Source organism: Actinomyces sp. HMSC08A09 (genome assembly GCF_001807465.1).
In the GTDB taxonomy this organism is placed as follows: Bacteria; Actinomycetota; Actinomycetes; order Actinomycetales; family Actinomycetaceae; genus Actinomyces; species Actinomyces oris.
Genome location: NZ_KV789139.1, coordinates 1 through 19443, shown reverse-complemented (window position 1 = coordinate 19443; position 19443 = coordinate 1). Strand labels below are relative to the sequence as shown.

The following is a 19443-nucleotide window of genomic DNA, read 5'->3' as shown; positions in this document are numbered from 1 at the left end:
TGCGACGGGCTGGATCGGTACGACAACTGGAAGTGAGCCCCGGTGAGTAGCCTCAACACCTTCGCCTCCCGCAGCACCCTCGATGTCGACGGCCGCGACTACGAGATCTACCGTCTCGACGCCGTCCCCGGCCTGGAGCGCCTGCCCTACAGCCTCAAGGTACTGGCCGAGAACCTGCTGCGCACCGAGGACGGCGCCAACATCACCGCCGACCACGTGCGCGCCCTGGCCTCCTGGGACCCGGCCGCCGAGCCCGACACGGAGATTCAGTTCACCCCGGCCCGCGTCGTCATGCAGGACTTCACCGGCGTGCCCTGCATCGTGGACCTGGCCACCATGCGCGAGGCGGTCGCTGACCTCGGAGGCGACCCCGAGGTCATCAACCCCCTCAACCCCGCTGAGATGGTCATCGACCACTCCGTGCAGATCGACTCCTTCGGCCTGCCCGGGTCCCTGGAGCGCAACAAGGAGCGCGAGTACGAGCGCAACTCCGAGCGCTACCAGTTCCTGCGCTGGGGACAGGGGGCGCTGTCCAACTTCCGCGTCGTCCCCCCGGGTACCGGCATCGTCCACCAGGTCAACATCGAGTACCTGGCCCGCATCGTCTTCACCCACGAGGCCGACGGCGTCACCCAGGCCTACCCCGACACCTGCGTGGGCACCGACTCCCACACCACCATGGTCAACGGCCTGGGCGTCCTGGGCTGGGGCGTGGGCGGCATCGAGGCCGAGGCCGCCATGCTGGGCCAGCCCGTCTCCATGCTCATCCCCAAGGTGGTGGGCTTCAAGCTCTCCGGCGCCATCCCCGCCGGCGCCACCGCCACCGACGTGGTCCTGACCATCACCGAGATGCTGCGCGCCCATGGCGTGGTGGGTAAGTTCGTCGAGTTCTACGGCGAGGGCGTCGCCGAGGTGCCGCTGGCCAACCGCGCCACCATCGGCAACATGAGCCCCGAGTTCGGCTCCACCGCCGCAATCTTCCCGATCGACGAGGTCACCCTGGACTACCTGCGCCTGACCGGCCGCTCCGAGGAACGCGTGCGCCTGGTCGAGGCCTACACCAAGGCCCAGGGAATGTGGCACGACCCGGCCCGCGAGCCCGTCTACTCCGAGTACCTCGAGCTGGACCTGTCCACCGTGGTGCCCTCCATCGCCGGCCCCAAGCGCCCCCAGGACCGCATCGTCCTGTCACGGGCCAAGGAGTCCTTCCAGGAGGTCCTGCCCACCTACGCCTCCCAGCCCTCCAAGCCGACTCCGGTGACCCTGGCCGACGGCACCGCCACTGAGCTGGACCACGGGCACGTCGCCATCGCCTCGATCACCTCATGCACCAACACCTCCAACCCCTCGGTGATGATGGCTGCCGGCCTGCTGGCCCGTAATGCCGTCGCCCGGGGTCTGCGCTCCAAGCCCTGGGTGAAGACCTCCACCGCCCCGGGCAGCCAGGTCGTCACCGACTACTACGAGAAGGCCGGGCTGTGGCCCGCCCTCAACGAGCTGGGATTCAACGTCGTCGGCTACGGCTGCGCCACCTGCATCGGCAACTCCGGGCCCCTGCCGGCCGAGGTCTCCCAGGCGGTCAACGACGCCGACCTCGCCGTCGTCTCGGTGCTCTCGGGCAACCGCAACTTCGAGGGGCGCATCACCCCCGACGTCAAGATGAACTACCTGGCCTCCCCGCCCCTGGTCATCGCCTATGCCCTGGCCGGGACCATGGACATCGACTTCGCCACCGAGCCGCTGGGCCAGGACCCCGAGGGCCGCGACGTCTTCCTGTCCGACATCTGGCCCGACCCCACCGAGGTCCAGGCCGTCATCGACGCCACCATCGACCGCGAGATGTACACGCGCGACTACGCCGACGTCTTCGCCGGTGACGAGCGCTGGCAGGGCCTGGACACCCCCGAGGGGGATACCTTCGCCTGGGACGAGGATTCCACCTACGTGCGCAAGGCCCCCTTCTTCGAGGGCCTGTCCATGGAGCTCACCCCGGTCACCGACATCGAGGACGCCCGGGTGCTCGCCCTGCTGGGGGACTCGGTGACCACCGACCACATCTCCCCGGCCGGCGCCATCAAGGCCGACTCCCCAGCCGGGCGCTACCTGGCTGAGCACGGCGTGGCCCGCGCGGACTTCAACTCCTACGGCTCGCGCCGCGGCAACCACGAGGTCATGATCCGCGGCACCTTCGCCAACATCCGCCTGCGCAACCGACTGCTCGACGACGTCGAGGGCGGCTACACCCGCAACTTCCTCACCGGCGAGCAGGAGTCGATCTTCGACGCCTCCCAGGCCTACCAGGCCGCCGGCATCCCGCTGGTGGTCCTGGGCGGCAAGGAGTACGGCTCGGGCTCCTCACGCGACTGGGCGGCCAAGGGCACGGCCCTGCTGGGAGTCAAGGCCGTCATCGCCGAGTCCTTCGAGCGCATCCACCGTTCCAACCTTATCGGCATGGGTGTGGTTCCTCTCCAGTTCCCGGACGGACAGAGTGCCGAGTCGCTCGGCCTGGACGGCTCCGAGACCTTCTCCATCACGGGCCTGACCGCGCTCAATGAGGGCACCACGCCGCGCACCGTCGCGGTCACGGCGCAGAAGGCTGACGGCTCGGCGGTCTCCTTCGACGCCGTCGTGCGCATCGACACCCCCGGCGAGGCCGACTACTTCCGCCACGGCGGCATCCTGCAGTACGTGCTGCGCCAGCTCGCCAGCTCCTGAAACCTCAAGCGTTGACGACGCGGGGCGATCGCAGATCAGCGATCGCCCCGCCTTGCTGTTGATGGGCTCGATGGTGAGAGCCTCCTTGATCTGAGAGCAGGTCTGAAAGGGCTGCTTGCCCCCAGAGGTTATTGTCGGTAACTTGATGGCTATGAGTATTAGCCAACTTGAGGTGCCGGGCGGCGCCATCGCTTACGAGATGCACGAGCCTGTCGGTACACGTGCCGGATCGGATGCAACGAGCCGTCCGCTTGTCGTCTGCTCGCCGGCCATGGGGGATGTGCGGGACGTCTACGTGCCGTTGGCGCAGTCCCTGAATGAGGCGGGGTTTCGTGTCGTCACTGCGGATCTGCGCGGCCACGGGGACAGCTCGGCGACCTTCACCGCCTATGGTGATGAGGCCACCGCAGCCGACCTCATTGCCCTGATCGAGGTTCTCGACGCCGGTCCCGCCATCCTTGTGGGCGCCTCCATGTCCGGAGCCGCTGCGGTGATCGCCGCCGGGCGTCACCCTGACCTGGTGCGCGGGCTCGTCCTCGTCTGCCCCTTCCTGCGTGGGCCGCAGAGTCGAGTCCAGACACTCGTGCAGCGCACCATGCTTGGGGCTGCGTTGATGCGCCCTTGGGGGCCTGCTGTGTGGAACAGCTACTCCGCCAGATTGTGGCCTGGTCTGCCTGATGCCCAGCAGCGGGCCGCGCGTCTGACGGGCCTGCTGCGTCGTCCGGGGCGCTGGCGTGCCTTCTGGGCGACGACTCGTACCGATCACCGCGTTGTCTCCCCGTGGCTGGACAAGGTGGACTGTCCCGCCCTCGTGGTCATGGGGCAGGAGGATCCGGACTGGAAGGATCCCGTGGCCGAGGCTGCCTGGGTAGCAAGCGCTGTTGGTGGAGGTTGGGGAGAGGTTGTCATCGTTCCCGGTGCGGGGCACGCCCCGATGCTGGAATGTCCCGGCCTCGTTGGGCCACAGGTGGTCGACTTCGTCCGGCGTATGATCGCCGGCAATGCTGAGGCAAAGCCGGCGGGGGGAGAGGTGAGGAGCGCACGATGCCACGTGCAGGACTGAGCGCCGAACGCGTGGTGGAACGGGCTGCGCAGATCGTTGACGAGCACGGCCTCGAGGAACTGTCCCTGAGCCGTCTGGCTGCCGATCTGGGAGTCGCGCCGCCGAGCCTGTACAAGCATGTCTCCGGTATGAACGACCTGGTTCGAGGTGTCTCCGTGCGGGCTGTGGACGAGCTCGCCGACTCTCTGGCGGCCTCCGTCATGGGGTTGGCCGGGCCTGACGCCCTGCGAGCCCTTGCCGACGCCTACCGAGGCTTCGCCCACGCGCACCCCGGGCTCTATCCGATGACCCAGGTCCCTGCCGAGGCCTCGGACGGGAGCCTGAGTCCGCTACGGTCATCAGCAGCTCAACGCACGGTTGCCATCGTCACCGCGGCGCTGGCCGGCTACCGCATCCCCGAGGAGCGGATCATCGATGCTGTGCGAATGACCCGGGCGTCACTCCATGGCTTCGTGGATATCGAGGTCCGCGGGGGCTTCGCCATGGCTGCACCCATTGACGTGAGTTTTGCCACGCTCGTTGACTCTCTGGACGCCGCCCTGGTCGCTCTCGGCGAGCAGTAGGGCTGCCAGGTATCAGTGAGGACGAAAGGATAAGTCGCCTCAATGACCGGTCGGGAGGGGTAAGAGCAGCGTGAGGATTCCCCGGCTGCTGTCGGCGATTCGCTGAGACCTTGCGCAGTCGCCCCGGAATAGCGGCCCTTCGCTTCCCGTTGCCCTGGCGTTCAGATCATGCCGAGCGGCGACCGCCGAAGGAGATGCGCACTCATGTCCCAGCCCACTGTCAACAGCGACGCGACCAACCAGACAGACGTCCCGGTCGAGGAGGTCGACCTTCTCGTCGTCGGAGGCGGCAAGGCAGGAAAGTCCCTGGCGATGCTGCGCGCCAAGGCCGGCGACAAGGTCGTCATGGTGGAGCGGGACAAGGTGGGCGGCACCTGCATCAACGTCGCCTGCATCCCCACCAAGACCCTCATCTCCGCCGCCCGCGTCCTTCGTGAGGTCCAGGGCTCGCAGAACTATGGCGTCACTCTTCCCGAGCAGGACGGCGGCGCCGACGCCCTGGCCCAGGCCCGCATCGAGCTGGCCTCCTTCCGCGCCCGCAAGGAGGCCGTCGTGGGCGGCATGGTGGCCGCTCACGAGAAGATGTTCCCCGCCTCCGGCATGGACTTCGTCAAGGGCACCGCCCGCTTCGTGGGGGAGCGCACCGTCGAGATCGCCCTGAACGACGGCGGCCTGCGGCGCGTGCGCGGCGCCAAGGTCCTCATCAACACCGGCACCACGCCGTCGGTCCCCCCGATCGAGGGCCTGTCCGACGTGCGCTACTGGACCAGCGAGGACCTGCTCACCCTGCCCGAGCTGCCCAGTAGCCTCATCGTCCTGGGTGGCGGTGTCATCGGCGTCGAGATGGCCTCCCTCATGGGGCTCCTCGGTGTCCCGGTCACCATCGTCCACGCCGGGCCGCATATCCTGGACCGCGAGGACGAGGACGTCGCCGCTGAGGTGACCGCCGGCCTGGAGGCCCTGGGGGTCACGGTCCTGGCCGGAGCGCCCGCCTCGAAGGTCGCCGCCGCGGCTGACGGGAACGGCGTCGTCGTCACCACCGCCGACGGTCACGAGGTGAGCGGATCCCACCTGCTCGTCGCCCTGGGGCGCACCCCCGTCACCGCCGGCCTCGGCCTGGAGGCCGCGGGCGTGGAGCTGACCGAGCGCGGCTTCGTGCGCGTCGACGACCACCTGCGCACCACCGCCGAGAACGTCTACGCCGCCGGTGACGTGGCCGGAACGCCCCAGTTCACCCACGCCTCCTGGAACGACTTCCGCGTCCTGCGCGACCTCTTCGCCGGCAAGGAGGCCGCCACCACCGGACGCCTCATCCCGTGGGCCGTCTTCACCACGCCCGAGCTCGGGCACGTGGGCATGAGCGAGGCCGAGGCCCGCGAGGCCGGCTACGAGGTGCGCGTCGCCAAGACCCCGACGGCGGCCGTCCCGCGCGCCAAGACCCTGGGTCGCACTGAGGGCTTCTTCAAGGTCATCATCGACGCCCGCACCGACCTCATCCTGGGTGCCGCCATCATCGGCGCCGAGGCCAGCGAGGTCGTCACCAGCATCCAGATGGCGATGCTGGGTGACCTGACGTGGCAGCAGGTGCGCGACGCCGTCATCACCCACCCCACCATGAGCGAGGGACTCAACATCGTCCTGGACTCCCTCGGCTGAGAGCCTGAGGACTGGCCCCGCCTGAACGGTTCGACCGACCCACTCAGGCGGGGCGTACCCCCAGGTCCTCAACCAGCTCGGCCCCCGGCAGCGCCACCAGCAGTGCCCCGGGCACCAGGAGCTTGGAGTGGCGCACGCCCGAGCCGATGAGCACGGTGGCCCGGTCCGCCACAGCGCCGTCGACGAAGAGCCGCCAGTCCTCGGGCAGGCCGACCGGGGTGATCCCGCCGTACTCCATGCCACTCATCTCCACGGCCCGCTCCACCGGCAGGAACGAGGCCTTGCGCACGTCAATGCGCTTCTTGACGACGTGGTTGACGTCAGCGAAGTCGGTGGCACGCACGACGCAGGCGGCGATACGCTCCTCGCCGGTCCGCTTACCGGCCACCAGCACGCAGTTCCCGGTCGCCTCAGGATCCAGGTCGTAGTGCGCGTTGAGGGCGTCGGTGTCGGAGTGGGACGGGTCAATGGGCACCACCTGCGCCTGACGGGCCAGGTCCGCGCCCTCGGGCGAGGCCGCCTCCAGCGCCCGCAGCGCGGCGGCCACGGGCTCGGCGAGCAGGTCAGTACGCTCCAGCGCCGACTGCCAGCCGATCTCTGCGGCGAAGACCTCAGCCGGATCACGCAGATCAGTCATTCCTTCTCATCCTTTCGACGACGTCGAGCGCCTCTCGATGCGCTCCACCAGACGGGTCCTGACCCCGGGCCACTGCTGCGGGGTGATGGCGAACATGGCCGTGTCGCGCGTGCGTCCCTCCTCACCGGGAGCCAGGGAGGGCTGCCAGGCGCGCAGGACCCCCTCGAAGGTCGCCCCCAGTGCCGCGATCGCGCCGCGAGCCACCTCATTGCGTGCATCGGTCTTGATGTCCACGCGGTCCACGCCCCAGTCCTCGAGGGCCTGCGTCAGCAGCAGGAACTTGGCGGCCGGGTTGATGGCGGTGCCGCGAGCAGTGGGGGAGAGCCAGGAAGAGCCGACCTCGACGGCGAAGAGCCGACCGTCCGGCATCCACCGGGGCGTCAGGTAGGCGGTGTGCCCGACGACGCGCCCGGTGGCGACCTCCACCTGGGCGAAGGGCGCGTAGGTACCCGTGTCCCGGCGGGCCAGGCTGCGGGACACATAGTCCTCGACCGTCTCCGGAGTCGGCACCGTGGCGAAGGGGCTGGTCGCGGCCCCCTCGGCGGCCAGCTGCAGCCCCGGCACGTGCTCAGGCGTCAGCGGCTCCAGACGCACGATGCCGCCTTCCAGCACGCCACAGGTCAGGACGGGGGAGGTGGCATGTGACTCAGTGGTGCTCATGGCGTCGATCATGGCAGCCGTGGCGCAGTCGCCGCCGGGACGCCTCAGCATGTGGTCTCATTGTCCCCGTGCTGCACGTCATCTTCTTTGAGCCGCGCATCCCGGGCAACACCGGGGCGGCGATCCGCCTGAGCGCCAACACTGGCTCCATGCTCCACCTCGTGGACCCCCTGTTCGACATGGACGACGCCAAGCTGCGTCGCGCCGGCCTGGACTACCACGACCTGGCCAACACGCGCGTCCACGCCACCTGGCAGGAGTGCCTCGAGCAGATCCCCGGACGCATCTACGCCTTCACCTCCCACACCGATCGTCTCTACACCCAGGTCGACTGGCGCAGTGACGACGCCCTCCTGTTCGGCCCCGAGCCCACCGGCCTGCCCCAGGAGATCCTCGACCACCCGCGGGTGAGCGCCCACCTGCGCATCCCCATGGTGGAGGGCAACCGCTCCCTCAACCTCGCCAACTCCGCCGCCATCGGCCTGTACGAGGCCTGGCGGTCCCTGGGCTTCGCCGGAGGGGCCTGAGCCCGCGCCTGAGCCGAGCCTTGTCAGAGCATGCCGGCGGGGCGGATCGCCAGATCCTCCACCACCGCGTCCATCGGGGTGTTGACGGCCAGGCGCACGGCCGCCGCCACCGACTGCGGTGCCATATGGTCCGCAGCCCGGTAGGCGGGGGTGGCCATGATCCCCTCGGTGCGCAGGCGCGCCGCATTGAAGGCGTGCAGACGCTCCTGCATGGGGGTGTCCACCCGGCCCGGGTAGATCGAGGTGACCCGCACCTTGCCCGCCTCCTCCTGGCGCAGTGTGTCAGCCAGGGCCTTCAGCCCCGCCTTGGAGGCGGAGTAGAGGGCGTTGCCCGACCGAGGACTCACCCCGGCGCCGGAGTTGATGAACACCGTCAGCCCGCGCGCCTCCCGCAGCGCCGGCAGCAGCAGGCTCGTCAGGTAGGCCGTCGCCACCAGGTTGAGGTTGAGAACCGCCCGCCAACGCGTGGGCGTGATCTTGTCAACAGCGCCCGGTGCCTCCATGCCGGCGCTGTGCACCAGCACGTCGAGGCTCTCAATGTCGATCCGGCTGACCAGCCTGGCCAGGGCCGTGTCATCGGTCAGGTCGACCGGGCAGATGAGAACCGCCGTCTGGGACTCCTCCTCCAGCGCGAGCGCCAGCTCCTCCAGGTCATTGACGGAGCGGGCCAGCAGGATGAGGTTGTGGTCCCGGGCCAGGTCCCTGGCCACAGCCAACCCGATCCCGGAGGTCGCCCCGGTGATGAGGGCGATGGGGCGGCGCTGGTGGCGGCCGGAGCCGGCGCGCGTGAAACCGTGGGCGGGGGTGAAGGGGACGGACTCCCCCTGACGACGACGTCGGCCCGCCTTGGAGGACGAGGCGTCGACCTGGGCGATCTGCGGGCTCACTGGCCGTCCCTGAGGAAGGCGGTAGCCCCGGGCTCCCCGGGTACGGAGTAGGTGGCGGTGAGCGTGGCCCGAGCGATGCAGTGCGGCGCCAGGGTGAAGGCCGCCATGGCGGGACTGGCGTCGTCATCCAGGCCCAGCGTGTCCACGTCCAGGGCGGAGACGGTGAAGACGTAGCGGTGGTCGCCGTCGCCCGCCGGCGGGTAGGGACCGAACCAGGCGTGGTCGCCGGAGTCCCCGGCCAGGTGGAAGGCGGCGCCGTCGAGCTGAAGGTCGCTGGCCCCCGCACCCCGCTCCAGCGAGGTGACCGAGGCGTCCAGGTCCACGATGGTCCAGTGCCACCAGCCCGACATGGTCGGAGCGTCCGGGTCGAAGCAGGACACGACGAAGGACTGCGTCTGCTCGGGGAAGCCCGACCAGCTCAGGGCCGGGGAGACGTTGTCATGGATGCCGGTGAACATGTCCGGGACCCGCCCCTGCTCGGTCAGATCCGCAGAGGTCAGGGTGAAGGAGGGGACTGAGGGCAGAAAGCCGGTAGGGGCCGGCGGGCGGGGGCGAGTGAGGTCGGCTGTCATAGGTGTACCTCCAGGCAGGTGACGGGTAGGGAAGGTGGCCTTCCATGAGGGCACGGCCCCAACTGTAGACGCCCCTGCGCAGACCCGTCCCTGTGGATCTCCTGTGGGGGAGGTCCGTGGGTTCGTCGCACCCCGAGCCCCTCCCCTTGTTGCCTACGCCCCCGATTGATGTCGCAGCGCAGCGCTATCCTGAAACCCATCCATCGAACATACGTACAGAGGGGGGTGTCATGAGAGTCTCGGCCACGCGCGCGCCAGCGGAGGCTCAGAACCGCCTCGACCGGGCCCGCCTCGCCCTGAGGCTGGCCGAGGAGCGCACTGGACTGCGCGACTCAGCAGCCCTGACGGTGCAGCGCGCTCTGTCCTCGGCAACAACCAGCGCCCTGCTGAGCACGTCGGCCGAATCGCCTCAGGCCGGCTCCTCCGCATCCTCCGCATCCCCTGCGGCGCTTTCAGCCTGCCGGGACTCCGGCGTCCTCACCCTCCGCGGATCCACCACCCTCCTCCTGGCCGCCCTCGCCCTGCGCCAGGGCGCCACCGGCTGGTGCGGCATCATCGGGGGAGACGAGCTGGGTTGGTGCGCAGCCACCGAGGTCGGCCTCGACCTCAACCGGGTCCTCACCGTTCCAGCCCCCCTCCTCGATGACGCCTCGACCCTGACGGTCACCTCCACGCTGCTCGACGGCGTCGACACCCTCCTCATCGGCGCCACCATCGCCGAAGGCCTGCGCCCCCAGCACCGCAGACGCCTGCTGTTCCGAGCACGCGAACGCGGCCACCTCATTCTGACCCCCGCCCGCTGGGAAGGCGCCCGCATCCTCCGAGCCGACGCCCTGGCCCCCGACACTGGAACCAGCAACACGCCTCCCGCCCAGGCCCCGGCGGAGGCCCCCGCAGAGCCCTCCGCCGACGGCGTCGTCATCCCCATCGGGCGAGGGGGCCCACGCACCCAGCTGCGAGCCATCGAGATGCCGGCCGGATACCTGCAACGCCTCACCTGGACCCTGGCCGACCTGCAGCGCCCACGGCTCGCCCCCACCGAAGAGCTCACGCTCTCACTGTCCGCCGAAGGGCTGCGCACAGGCTCCCGCAACGCCGTCGACACCGCCAACCTGACCTCCCACCCACAGGAGGTGGCCGGATGAACCCGCCACAACCGCCCTCGCCGTCCGGCCCACCCGCCTCCAGATTCGTGGCCATCTGGGTCCCCGACTGGCCCGTCGTCGCCCTCACCATGGAGACCCGCCAGCAGCGCCGACACGCCCGAGCGCGCCAAGGGGCCCCTCACCTGCCGGACCCGGCCACCGAACCCGTCGCCGTCGTCGGCGCTCGCGGAGTCCTCGCCGCCTCAGCTCCGGCCCGCCGCGCCGGCATCACCACCGGCATGCGACTGCGCACCGCCCGCTCCCTGTGTCCCGAGCTCACCGTCCTGCCTCCCCAGGAGGAACGCCAGGCCCGCGCCTTCGAAACCGTCATGGAGGCCCTTACTTCCCTCCTGGCGGACCCCATGGTGGCCCGCCCCGGACTGGCCCTGTCCCACGTCAGAGGGCCCGCAGCCTGGATCGGCGGAGAAGAACCCCTCGCCTCAGCCCTCGTGGAGACCGTCACCCAGGAGGCCGACGTCGAGTGCCAGGTCGGCATCGCCGACTCCCTGCCCGGAGCCGTCCTGGCCTCCCGTCAAGGAATCATCGTCGAACCGGGACGAACCCCGCAGTTCCTCGCCTCCTGGCCCCTGGACGCACTCCTGGCCTGCCTGCCCCTCAGCCGCCTGAGGCGCGATGCCCGCCCCCTGCTGGAGACCTTCGCCCGACTCGGCCTGCGCACCTTGGCGGACCTGGCGGCCCTGCCCCGAAAAGACGTCACCGCCCGCTTCGGCCCCCTGGGGAGCAGGCTCCACCCCCTGGCCGCCGGCACCCACCACGAGGTCCCCGCCATGCCTCGGCCGGCCCAAGACATTACTGTCACCTCCGATCTCGACCCTCCCGTCGAACGCGCCGACACCGCAGCCTTCGCCGCCCGCCACCTCGCCGAGAACCTGGCGGCCCGCCTGCTGTCCGCAGGTCTTTCCGTCGGACGCCTCTGCGTTGCCGCCCGCTGCGAGGACGGCACCGACCTGTCCCGAAGCTGGATGCTGGAGGACACCCCCACCCCCGCCGAGCTCACCGACCGCGTGCGCTGGCAGCTCGAGGGATGGCTCTCCGGACGCTCCGGGCGCCCACCCTCCTCCGGCCTGACCTACCTGAGCCTGACCGCCCTCGAGCTGAGCCCCGCCACGACCTCCCAGACAGGACTGTGGCAAGCGCCGGGCCACCAGGCCCAGTCGCGCGCCCGCCGTGCCGCCGAACGCGTGGAGTCACTCCTGGGGGCCGGAAGCATCCAGGTTCCCAGGGTTGTTCCCGGGCGCGACCCGCGCTCGCGGGTTCGCCTCATCCCCTGGGGTGAGAGCGAAGGCGTAGGGGAGTCCACGGATGATGAGACGGCGCCCTGGAACGGCGCTCTGCCCAAGCCCTCACCCTCCATCGTCCTGCCCCGACCAGTTCCCGCGCGCCTCACCGACATTGAGGGGAGAGAGCTCGGCGTCGACATCCACGGTCAGCTCGACGGTGTCCCCGGCTTCCTCAGTGTCGACGACGGCGTGGATGGCGTTGATGAGGGTGCTGCGGGGACTGGGTCCCAGATGGAGGCCGTGCTCCTGTGGGCCGGGCCTTGGCCGGTCGACGAGGGGTGGTGGACCTCCCAGGGGCCTTCACGACGCGCCTACCTCCAGGTGGTCACCGACGTCGGGCCGCCCCGCCTGCTGGTGCGATCAGGTCGGTGGTGGCTCGATGCCCTCTACTCCTGAGGAGCTGTCCGATGGTGTGGCCGCAAGGGATGGGGGCTGGCGCCGTCGTCCCTTCAGCCACAGGAGCGCCAGCGTCACCAGGCACAGCCAGGCCAGCCCCAGGGACCAGCCGGCCAGCACGTCGGTCATCCAGTGATAACCCAGGTAGACACGGGATGCCCCCACCAGCAGGGTCGCCCCCGCCGCCGCCATGATCGCCAAGGTCCGGTACAGGGTCACCGCAGTGGATGTCAGAACCATTCCCGCCAGCATGCCGGCGAAGACGGCCGTGTTGAAGGAGTGCCCCGAGGGGAAGGAGGTGGTCGAGGCGGGCTCGCCTAGAAGGGGGTCGGTCGATGGACGTGCACGCCTGAAGATCTCTTTGAGCGCCACCGTCAGCAGGCTGGAGCCGATCATCGTGAGGCTCAGGACCAGTGCGCGCACGCGGTGGCCCCTCATGAAGAGGAGGACGGCACAGATTGCGGTCAGGATCGTCAGCCCCACGGTGGAGCCCAGGGCGGTGAACACCTGCATGATGACGGTCAGGGCCGGGAAACGCTCATCCACGGCCCAGGTGGTGACGCTCTGGTCATGAGGCGCCAGCCCCGTCCCGGAGGTCGTGGTCAGAGCCAGCCAGGAGAACAGCGACAGCGTGATGACGGCGGTTGCGGCCAACGTGCCGGCCTGCCTGGTGCGCCAGGTGTGAGGCAGGTGGTCGAGTGAGAGCATGAGGGGGAGGTTATCCGGGCTGGTCTGGATGAGGCTATGCCTGACTTGGCTCATTGTGGGGTGGTTGGGTTGCTTGGGGGCTGGTTGTTGTTGGGATTGTGGGGGTTGCGTGGGTTGGGGTGCGCACTAACGTGGGGGTATGAGTCCGTACGTTCGCACGGTCAGGACGGCGTCGGGGGCCCGTGCGGTGCAGATTGTGCACTCCTCCCGGATGGGGGCGCGCAGCATCGAGCACATTGGCTCGGCCCATGATGACGCTGAGCTGGCGGTGCTCAAGGAGGTCGCCAGGCAACGGCTCAACGCCGGCCAGCTCAGCTTCGACCTGCCGGGCCTGAACAGTGAGAACGACGCAGCTTCTGCGCCGCACGAACCGGCTGGGGCGGGGTGCGTGGCACCTATCGCCTCCAACCGGATGGGAGTGCTCCTGGAGGCCCTGGAGACGGCTTGGAAGGCGGTGGGGCTGGACAGACTCGATGGTGCTGACGAGGTCTTCCGCCAGCTCGTTACCGCCAGACTGATTGAGCCGACCAGCAAGCAGGACTCGTTGCGGGTCCTTGCCGAGGCGGGCCTGTCACCGGTGTCCTACGCGACAGTCAAGCGTCATCTGCCCAGCTACGCTGCTGAGGACTTCACCCGGGACCTGTCACGTCTGCTGGCCGGGTACGCCCGCATCGGCCGGGCCTCGCTGGTCCTGTTCGACGTGACGACTCTGTACTTCGAGACCGACAAGGCCGACGGCTTTCGCGAGCCGGGCTTCTCCAAGGAAAGACGCCTGGAGCCGCAGATCACGGTAGGGCTGCTCACCGACGAGACAGGGTTCCCTCTGCGGGCCGGGGCCTTCGAGGGCAACAAGGCCGAGACCGCCACCATGATCCCGATGATCAACGACTTCATGGACGCCTACGACCTCGACGACGTGGTGGTCGTGGCTGACGCCGGAATGATCAGCGCCGCCAACAAGCAGGCCCTGGAGAGAGCCGGTCTGTCCTACGTGCTGGGCTCACGCACCGCACGCGTCCCCCACGTGATCAGCTCCTGGCACGACAACCACCCCGACCAGGACGTCCCCGACGGGCTGACCCTGACCCAGCCCTGGCCCGCCGGTCCCAGTGACCAGCGCCGCGACGAGACCATCTACTACCGCTACAGCGCCGACAGAGCCCGACGCACCCTACGCGGGATCGACACCCAGGTCGCCAAGGCCGAGAAAGCCGTCGCAGGAAAGATCCCCGTCAAGCGCAACCGCTTCGTGCACCTGTCCGGCGCCACCCGGAGCATCAACCGCGACCTGGAGAAAAGGGCCCGCACCCTGGCCGGGTGGAAGGGCTACGTCACCAACCTGCCCAACCCCGACCCCGAGACAGTCATCAGCGCCTACCACCGCCTGTACAACATCGAGAAGTCCTTCCGCATGTCCAAGTCCGACCTGCGAGCACGCCCCATCTACCACCACCGGCTGGTCCATCAGACGCCTGATCACCACCGCACGCCGCTACCGCACCATCACCATCAGCATCGCCGGACACACCCTCACAGCCGCTGACCCCCTCCCACCCGACCTCACCCAAGCCCTCCACAACATCCACCACGACACTAAATGAGCCAACTCAGGTGAGGCGCCAGCCCCGTCCCGGAGCTCGTGGTCAGAGCCAGCCAGGAGAACAGCGACAGCGTGATGACGGCGGTTGCGGCCAACGTGCCGGCCTGCCTGGTGCGCCAGGTGTGAGGCAGGTGGTCGAGTGAGAGCATGAGGGGGAGGTTATCCGGGCTGGTCTGGATGAGGCTATGCGTGCGCCATGGAGTGGCTGAGCGGCGTCGTCACGTCTTGCCCGTGCCCGGGGCGCTCGGCGGGTAGCATCCGGCCCGAGTGATTCGATCCGGCTCAGGAGGACCCGCGTGGCCAAGCTCTACTTCCGCTACGGCGCCATGAACTCCGGTAAGTCCACGGGGCTGCTCCAGACCGCCTACAACTACGAGGAGCGCGATCAGCGTGTCCTGCTCCTCAAGGCGGTGGTCGACACCAAGGGTGAGGACTCAGTGGTCTCCCGGCTCGGGGTGTCGCGCCGCGTCGACCTCCTCGTCGATGCCGACGACGACCTGCGCGCCCTGGTGCACCGGCGGGCCCTGAGCGGTGCGCGGCCCGTCCGCGACGAGGATGGCGTCCCGCGAGAGGCGGCGACCTTGCGTGAGGTTCTTGACTGCGTGCTCATCGACGAGGCTCAGTTCCTCACGGCCCTTCAGGTGGACCAGCTCATGGAGATCGCGCTGATCGACGACGTGCCCGTCCTGGCCTACGGGATTCGCACTGACTTCCGCACAGTCAGCTTTCCCGGGTCGCGCAGGCTGCTGGAGATCGCCCACTCCTTGGAGGAGCTCAAGACCATCTGCCGCTGCGGGCGCAAGGCCATCTTCAATGCCCGCAAGGTGGGGGAGTCCTTCGTCTTCGACGGCGATCAGGTGGCCATCGACTCCGGGGATGTCACGTACGAGTCGCTGTGCGGCCAGTGCTACCTCGCCGCCGGTGGGAGGCTTCCCGACCGGTGAGCCTCGCTCCGGGACTGAGCTTGTGCTGGCGGGAGTACAAGGCTGACCGAGGGAGATGGGGAGCGAGGAGACGGCCTTCGTTCCGAGATGATCCTTGTATTCTGTGTATTACAAGCATTATCGTGAAACTGTGAATGTCTCCTACGCACTCATCGCAGACATCATCCGCTCGCGCGAGCTCCCTGATCGCAGGCGTGCTCAGCGCGTCATTCACGAGACTCTGGATCGGGCCGCTGAAGGTCTGGCGCTGACGCAGCGCCCGTACGCCACGGTCGGCGACGAGCTGCAGGCAGTCTCGGCGACCCTTGCTGACGCGCTTGCTCTTACCATGCGTACACACCTTCTTCTGCCTGATGGGTTGGGCCTGCGCTTCGGAATCGGAGTCGGAGCGATCTCCGAGATTGAGGGGGCGGCGGGAAGCGGTGCAGACGGTGCGCCAGGGCGTCCGATCCAGGACGGCTCGGCATGGTGGGCCGCACGCGAAGCCATCGAGAAGGCTCATCATCTCCAGGATGCGGGGAGGTCCTTCATTCGCACCTGGCTGCGCATCCACCCGGATATGGTTGGCGGATCCGGAGGGGAGCGGAGTGAGCGTGAGAGGGTCGTCAACTCCGTCCTCATTCTGCGCGACCAGACGATATTCCGCTTTCAGCCCCGTCAGCGCCGCATTATGGCTGGACTCCTCATGGGAGTGACCCAGATTGAGATCGCCCGTCAGGAGAAGGTGAGTCAGCAAGCCGTCTCTGAATTCGCTCGCAGTGCCGGTTCCTCCTTGCTGGAGGTTCAAAAGCTTCTCGACGGGTTGAGTGGGGGAGGTGAAGGAGAGTGACGGCCCTTCTTGTTCTTCTGTTTGCCGTCGCTTCCGTGGTTGGTGGCTCCGGCCGGGTGAGTGAGGGATTGTCTCGGAGGTCCGCCAGGGTGAGACTTCTGGTGGGAGTGTCTGCAGTCGTTGCTCTTGGCGTCCTGGTCGGGTGGCCCGTTCTTCATCTCGGGGCAGGAGGCGTCGTCGTCATCATTCTGGTAGCCACTGCATGGTTGTGCTGTGGCCTGATTTCACGGGCCTGGTGGGAGAAGTCGCTGAGGATCCGTCAGTGGGTGCGAGTGGGTAGGGGTGCCTCCGAGAACGGTAGGGATCAGCTGGAACCGCTCATTCGCCTTGCCTGCGCGAGTCTGTTGCTCCTCGCCGTGGCGCTCTGCGTCGTCGCGTCGCAGCCGCTTGGGTCCCAGGCTGCCAAGATGAGCGCCGTCGTCGGAGTCGTTGTCCTCCTGACTGTTCCCGCTAATCGAGTCGTCGCCGACATTCTTGCTGTTGCGCGCCACTCCACGCAGGGGAATGGGGAAATTGTTGCTGCAGGTTGCGAGCCCTCGCAGGAGAGCGGAAAGCAGGATGAGATGGAGGGGTCGATGCGCGGCGGTCGCTGGATCGGTCCGCTTGAGCGAATCCTCATTCTCCTGCTCGCCTCCGTTGAGGCGCCCGCTGCTATTGCCGCAATTGTTGCTGCCAAGGGCGTGATTCGATTTCCCGAGATCAGCCAGGATAAAGCGGGGCAGAAGGCTGAGGAGTTCCTCATCGGCTCCTTCGCCTCCTGGATTCTGGCGGTCTTGGGTGCCGTGACTATTCACCTCGCCTGAGCCGCGTCACGTCGGGGAGGAGGTGGGGTCGGGTGGGCGAGTTCGGGTAGGTGGGGTCGGGACGGCCTGAACTGGCCCACTCGATCCGAACACCCTAAACCGGGTCACCCGAACCGAACACCTCGAACCTGCATTCCCGAACTGGTCCGCCCGAACCAGCTCTCCCGCCCCCATGTCCCCGCACCCAGCCCTCCCGCACCTATGTCCGTGAACTAGGCCGCCCGGACCGGACTTCCCGGACCGGCTTACCCAAACCGGTTGGCCGGTGCAGGTGGGCGGGTTCGGCTGGGCGGGTTTGGGGTGTGGGTGTGAGGCCTGACTGTGGGGACTGTCCTGTCTTCGTGCACCTGGGGCCAGGGAGGTCGGCGCCGTCGGGTTTTCGTTGCTGTTCCAGTGATTCTGAGGCCCGTCTCAGCGTGCAGGCGGCAGGGAATCCGGCTATACTGTACATATGTTCGAAGGTGGTGTGCTTCCTCGTGTCCCGGCCGGTGGTGCGGCCGGGACGCTGAGCGCACCCACCCAGGACGTGTCGGCGGGGGCCGTGGCCTGCGCTGAGGACGTGGTGGGTCTGCTGGGGTCCTTGGCCGGCGGTGGAGCGCTGGCCGGTGTGGTGGAGGGGCTGCTGGTCCGCCTGCTGGTCACCACCCAGAACCCCAACGACGACGAGGACGACGACGGTGGTGAGGGCTCCGTCGCTGACGGCGGTGGCAGTGTTGATGGTGAGGGCTTGTTCGCTGGTGGCAGTGGGGACGATGCGGCACTGGTGGCTGGCGCTGAGAGGTGTCGGGTCGTGTCCCTGGAGGAGGCCGGCGTCTCGGGGATCATGGGCCTGGGGGCGTGGGGTCTGGGGGAGCTGGTGGCGGCCTGTCATCGTCTGGCGGCGTGGGCTACGTGGGGTCAGTCCCTGGCGGCGGCGTGCCTGACCGGGTGCGCCGAGTTGTCGACCCACCCGGGGCAGTGGGGGCCGGACGGTCGGGTCTCGTCGGTGGTCGGCTACGAGGAGCGCCGGTTCAACGCCACCTGCCTGCTGTCGGCCCGCCTGGGGGTATCCCGGAGCCGGGCCGGGCAGATCGTGGATCACGGTAGCGCCCTGATGGACATGGGCTTTACCCCCACTGAGGTCATGGAGCGGTGCGGGGTGCTGGACGCAGCCAAGGCGTCCTTAGTGACTCGCCGCTTGGAGGGGGTGCCGGCCCCGGTGGCGCTGGCCGTTCAGGAGCGGGTCCTGCCCCAGGCGCCCAGGCGCCGCGTGTCCCAGGTAGGACGCGACATCGAGCGGGCCCTGATGGAGACAGACCCCACCGGCCATGCTGAGCGGGCCCGGGTCAACCAGGAGCGTCGGTGCGTGACGCGCCCCAGGCCCGCCGGCGAAGGAATCTCACAGATCCGCCTGCTGCTGCCCACCATGGACGCGCTGCTGCTGGACGCCACCCTGGACGCGATCGCCGCATCAGCCAGGGCAGCCGGTGAGCAGCGCACCCCGGCCCAGCTGCGCGCCGACGCCATCACCGCCATGACCCTGTCCACACTACGCACCAGCCAGCAAGCCGCCTACCACAGACCCACGCAAGCCCCCGACGACGACACCCCCGCAAGCACAAACCACGACAACAACAGCGGCACCGATGACGGCAGCCTCAGCGACACCCTCGGTGGCACTGGTGGCCGCGTCATCCGCGGACGCCTCGCCAGTCGTCTTAGCGACGGCACCGGCGGCGGTGACGTCACTGGAGGCTTTGGTGGCGGTCTCGGTGGCGTGAGTGAGCTGGCTGCCTCCTTGGCTCCTCCCAGCAGTTCTGCCTCCCTGGGTCGTCTGCTGCCTGACGGGGTGCCCCTGGAAGGCCTCCTGAGCAGTTTGAGCTCCCTGGTGGGTTCCGCCAGCCCGTGGTGGACCCCCTCAGGCACCGGCCACCTCCCCCTCCCTGAAAACATCCACATCGACGTCCAAGTCACCGTCCCCCTGAACAGCCTGGTTGGCCTGGCACCACCAGAAGACCCCACCGACCACGCCCCAGCCGAACACAATCCCGGCGGCGACCGCGCTGATGGTTTTGACAGCCGTGATTCTGGCCGGACCAGCCCAAACGACGGCCGCTCCGCAACTGTGCTTGAGTTCTTTGGCCGAGAGCCGTCCGAGACCAGCGGCAGAAGTCTGCCCAGTTCCGGAGGTACAAGTCTGCCTGCTCCCAGGCAGGAGTCTCCTGGCGTCCAGCCCGCCGCTGCTTCGTTGACCGGGGTCGCGGAGGTGAGGGTCGGGGCGCGCAGCACGTCGGTGCCGGCCCTGACTGCCTGGGCCCTGGCCGCCGGTGGGACCTGGAGGCGCCTGGTCACTGACCCCGTCAGCGGCACCGTCGTAGACGTCGGCCGCACCAGGTACCGTCCCCCGACCGGCCTGGCCGACCTGGTACGCGCCCGCGACCGAGCCTGTGTCTTCCCC

Annotated in this window: 17 protein-coding genes and 1 pseudogene; 12 read left to right on the top strand and 6 right to left on the bottom strand. The window is 68.7% G+C overall.

Going from position 1 to position 19443, the window contains the following annotated elements; translation table 11 throughout:
• Window positions 1-42: 42 nt before the first annotated feature.
• The 4 genes from acnA to HMPREF3165_RS09920 all read left to right on the top strand — a co-directional run bounded on the left by acnA (window position 43) and on the right by HMPREF3165_RS09920 (window position 5997).
• A complete protein-coding gene (acnA, locus tag HMPREF3165_RS09935; protein WP_070513033.1) occupies window positions 43-2715 on the top strand; it encodes an aconitate hydratase AcnA in 2673 nt (890 codons plus the stop codon).
• A gap of 151 nt (window positions 2716-2866) precedes the next feature.
• Window positions 2867-3778 (top strand): alpha/beta fold hydrolase, encoded by a 912-nt coding sequence (locus HMPREF3165_RS09930; protein WP_141745043.1) that lies wholly within the window; start codon window positions 2867-2869, stop codon window positions 3776-3778.
• Complete coding sequence (locus HMPREF3165_RS09925) at window positions 3760-4341, top strand: TetR/AcrR family transcriptional regulator (protein WP_070513026.1); 582 nt, start codon at window positions 3760-3762, stop codon at window positions 4339-4341. Before HMPREF3165_RS09930 ends, HMPREF3165_RS09925 begins: the two co-directional genes overlap by 19 nt.
• 204 nt (window positions 4342-4545) lie before the next feature.
• A complete protein-coding gene (locus tag HMPREF3165_RS09920; protein WP_070513024.1) occupies window positions 4546-5997 on the top strand; it encodes a dihydrolipoyl dehydrogenase family protein in 1452 nt (483 codons plus the stop codon).
• A gap of 43 nt (window positions 5998-6040) precedes the next feature.
• Here the strand turns inward: HMPREF3165_RS09920 and HMPREF3165_RS09915 are convergent, their stop codons facing one another.
• A complete protein-coding gene (locus HMPREF3165_RS09915; RefSeq protein ID WP_070513021.1) occupies window positions 6041-6634 on the bottom strand; it encodes a YbaK/EbsC family protein in 594 nt (197 codons plus the stop codon).
• 6 nt (window positions 6635-6640) lie between these two features.
• Window positions 6641-7294, bottom strand: a complete 654-nt coding sequence (locus tag HMPREF3165_RS09910; protein WP_141745044.1) for a GNAT family N-acetyltransferase — start codon at window positions 7292-7294, stop codon at window positions 6641-6643.
• Between the two features lie 68 nt (window positions 7295-7362).
• On the opposite strand from HMPREF3165_RS09910, the gene HMPREF3165_RS09905 reads away from it, so the two are divergent.
• Window positions 7363-7821: a tRNA (cytidine(34)-2'-O)-methyltransferase gene (locus tag HMPREF3165_RS09905; protein WP_070513018.1), complete on the top strand. Its 459-nt coding sequence runs from the start codon at window positions 7363-7365 to the stop codon at window positions 7819-7821.
• A gap of 23 nt (window positions 7822-7844) precedes the next feature.
• On the opposite strand, the gene HMPREF3165_RS09900 is transcribed toward HMPREF3165_RS09905, so the two are convergent.
• Both HMPREF3165_RS09900 and HMPREF3165_RS09895 read right to left on the bottom strand, forming a co-directional pair.
• Window positions 7845-8708, bottom strand: coding sequence for an SDR family oxidoreductase (locus HMPREF3165_RS09900; RefSeq protein ID WP_070513015.1), 864 nt, complete (start codon window positions 8706-8708; stop codon window positions 7845-7847).
• The gene (locus HMPREF3165_RS09895) at window positions 8705-9280 is read right to left on the bottom strand and encodes a YbhB/YbcL family Raf kinase inhibitor-like protein (RefSeq protein WP_070513013.1); all 576 of its coding nucleotides are present in this window, start codon (window positions 9278-9280) and stop codon (window positions 8705-8707) included. The genes HMPREF3165_RS09900 and HMPREF3165_RS09895 overlap by 4 nt, the downstream gene beginning before the upstream one ends.
• 230 nt (window positions 9281-9510) lie before the next feature.
• Between HMPREF3165_RS09895 and HMPREF3165_RS09890 the strand changes: the two genes are divergently transcribed.
• Window positions 9511-10425: a hypothetical protein gene (locus HMPREF3165_RS09890; protein ID WP_070513011.1), complete on the top strand. Its 915-nt coding sequence runs from the start codon at window positions 9511-9513 to the stop codon at window positions 10423-10425.
• Window positions 10422-12122: a DNA polymerase Y family protein gene (locus tag HMPREF3165_RS09885; RefSeq protein WP_070513009.1), complete on the top strand. Its 1701-nt coding sequence runs from the start codon at window positions 10422-10424 to the stop codon at window positions 12120-12122. Before HMPREF3165_RS09890 ends, HMPREF3165_RS09885 begins: the two co-directional genes overlap by 4 nt.
• Here the strand turns inward: HMPREF3165_RS09885 and HMPREF3165_RS09880 are convergent.
• Window positions 12087-12830: a phosphatase PAP2 family protein gene (locus HMPREF3165_RS09880; protein WP_070513007.1), complete on the bottom strand. Its 744-nt coding sequence runs from the start codon at window positions 12828-12830 to the stop codon at window positions 12087-12089. The two genes, HMPREF3165_RS09885 and HMPREF3165_RS09880, sit on opposite strands and share 36 nt — an antisense overlap.
• Before the next feature lie 187 nt (window positions 12831-13017).
• Here HMPREF3165_RS09880 and HMPREF3165_RS09875 point away from each other — a divergent pair.
• Window positions 13018-14431: pseudogene (locus HMPREF3165_RS09875) on the top strand (IS1634 family transposase).
• On the opposite strand, the gene HMPREF3165_RS13310 reads toward HMPREF3165_RS09875, so the two are convergent.
• Window positions 14424-14579, bottom strand: coding sequence for a hypothetical protein (locus HMPREF3165_RS13310; RefSeq protein ID WP_256275266.1), 156 nt, complete (start codon window positions 14577-14579; stop codon window positions 14424-14426). The pseudogene HMPREF3165_RS09875 and the gene HMPREF3165_RS13310 sit on opposite strands and share 8 nt — an antisense overlap.
• Window positions 14580-14726: 147 nt before the next feature.
• On the opposite strand from HMPREF3165_RS13310, the gene HMPREF3165_RS09870 reads away from it, so the two are divergent.
• From HMPREF3165_RS09870 to HMPREF3165_RS09855, 4 genes are all read left to right on the top strand, one after another.
• Window positions 14727-15374, top strand: coding sequence for a thymidine kinase (locus tag HMPREF3165_RS09870; RefSeq protein WP_070513005.1), 648 nt, complete (start codon window positions 14727-14729; stop codon window positions 15372-15374).
• A gap of 130 nt (window positions 15375-15504) precedes the next feature.
• Window positions 15505-16203 carry a SatD family protein gene (locus HMPREF3165_RS09865; RefSeq protein ID WP_070513062.1) on the top strand — a complete coding sequence of 233 codons (699 nt, stop codon included), beginning with the start codon at window positions 15505-15507 and terminating at the stop codon, window positions 16201-16203.
• Between the two features lie 407 nt (window positions 16204-16610).
• Window positions 16611-17006 (top strand): hypothetical protein, encoded by a 396-nt coding sequence (locus HMPREF3165_RS14015; protein ID WP_370991906.1) that lies wholly within the window; start codon window positions 16611-16613, stop codon window positions 17004-17006.
• A gap of 451 nt (window positions 17007-17457) precedes the next feature.
• Window positions 17458-19443: DUF222 domain-containing protein (locus tag HMPREF3165_RS09855; protein ID WP_070513059.1), on the top strand; the 1986-nt coding region annotated here is incomplete at its 3' end.

What these genes read in the sequence shown, in the direction of transcription:
- HMPREF3165_RS09930 (WP_141745043.1), top strand. Translation starts at nt 2,867, where the DNA reads ATGAGTATTAGCCAACTTGAGGTGCCGGGCGGCGCCATCGCTTACGAG.
- HMPREF3165_RS09925 (WP_070513026.1), top strand. Translation starts at nt 3,760, where the DNA reads ATGCCACGTGCAGGACTGAGCGCCGAACGCGTGGTGGAACGGGCTGCG.
- HMPREF3165_RS09920 (WP_070513024.1), top strand. Translation starts at nt 4,546, where the DNA reads ATGTCCCAGCCCACTGTCAACAGCGACGCGACCAACCAGACAGACGTC.
- HMPREF3165_RS09915 (WP_070513021.1), bottom strand. Translation starts at nt 6,634, where the DNA reads ATGACTGATCTGCGTGATCCGGCTGAGGTCTTCGCCGCAGAGATCGGC.
- HMPREF3165_RS09910 (WP_141745044.1), bottom strand. Translation starts at nt 7,294, where the DNA reads ATGAGCACCACTGAGTCACATGCCACCTCCCCCGTCCTGACCTGTGGC.
- HMPREF3165_RS09895 (WP_070513013.1), bottom strand. Translation starts at nt 9,280, where the DNA reads ATGACAGCCGACCTCACTCGCCCCCGCCCGCCGGCCCCTACCGGCTTT.
- HMPREF3165_RS09890 (WP_070513011.1), top strand. Translation starts at nt 9,511, where the DNA reads ATGAGAGTCTCGGCCACGCGCGCGCCAGCGGAGGCTCAGAACCGCCTC.
- HMPREF3165_RS09885 (WP_070513009.1), top strand. Translation starts at nt 10,422, where the DNA reads ATGAACCCGCCACAACCGCCCTCGCCGTCCGGCCCACCCGCCTCCAGA.
- HMPREF3165_RS09880 (WP_070513007.1), bottom strand. Translation starts at nt 12,830, where the DNA reads ATGCTCTCACTCGACCACCTGCCTCACACCTGGCGCACCAGGCAGGCC.
- HMPREF3165_RS13310 (WP_256275266.1), bottom strand. Translation starts at nt 14,579, where the DNA reads ATGCTCTCACTCGACCACCTGCCTCACACCTGGCGCACCAGGCAGGCC.
- HMPREF3165_RS14015 (WP_370991906.1), top strand. Translation starts at nt 16,611, where the DNA reads ATGAGCGCCGTCGTCGGAGTCGTTGTCCTCCTGACTGTTCCCGCTAAT.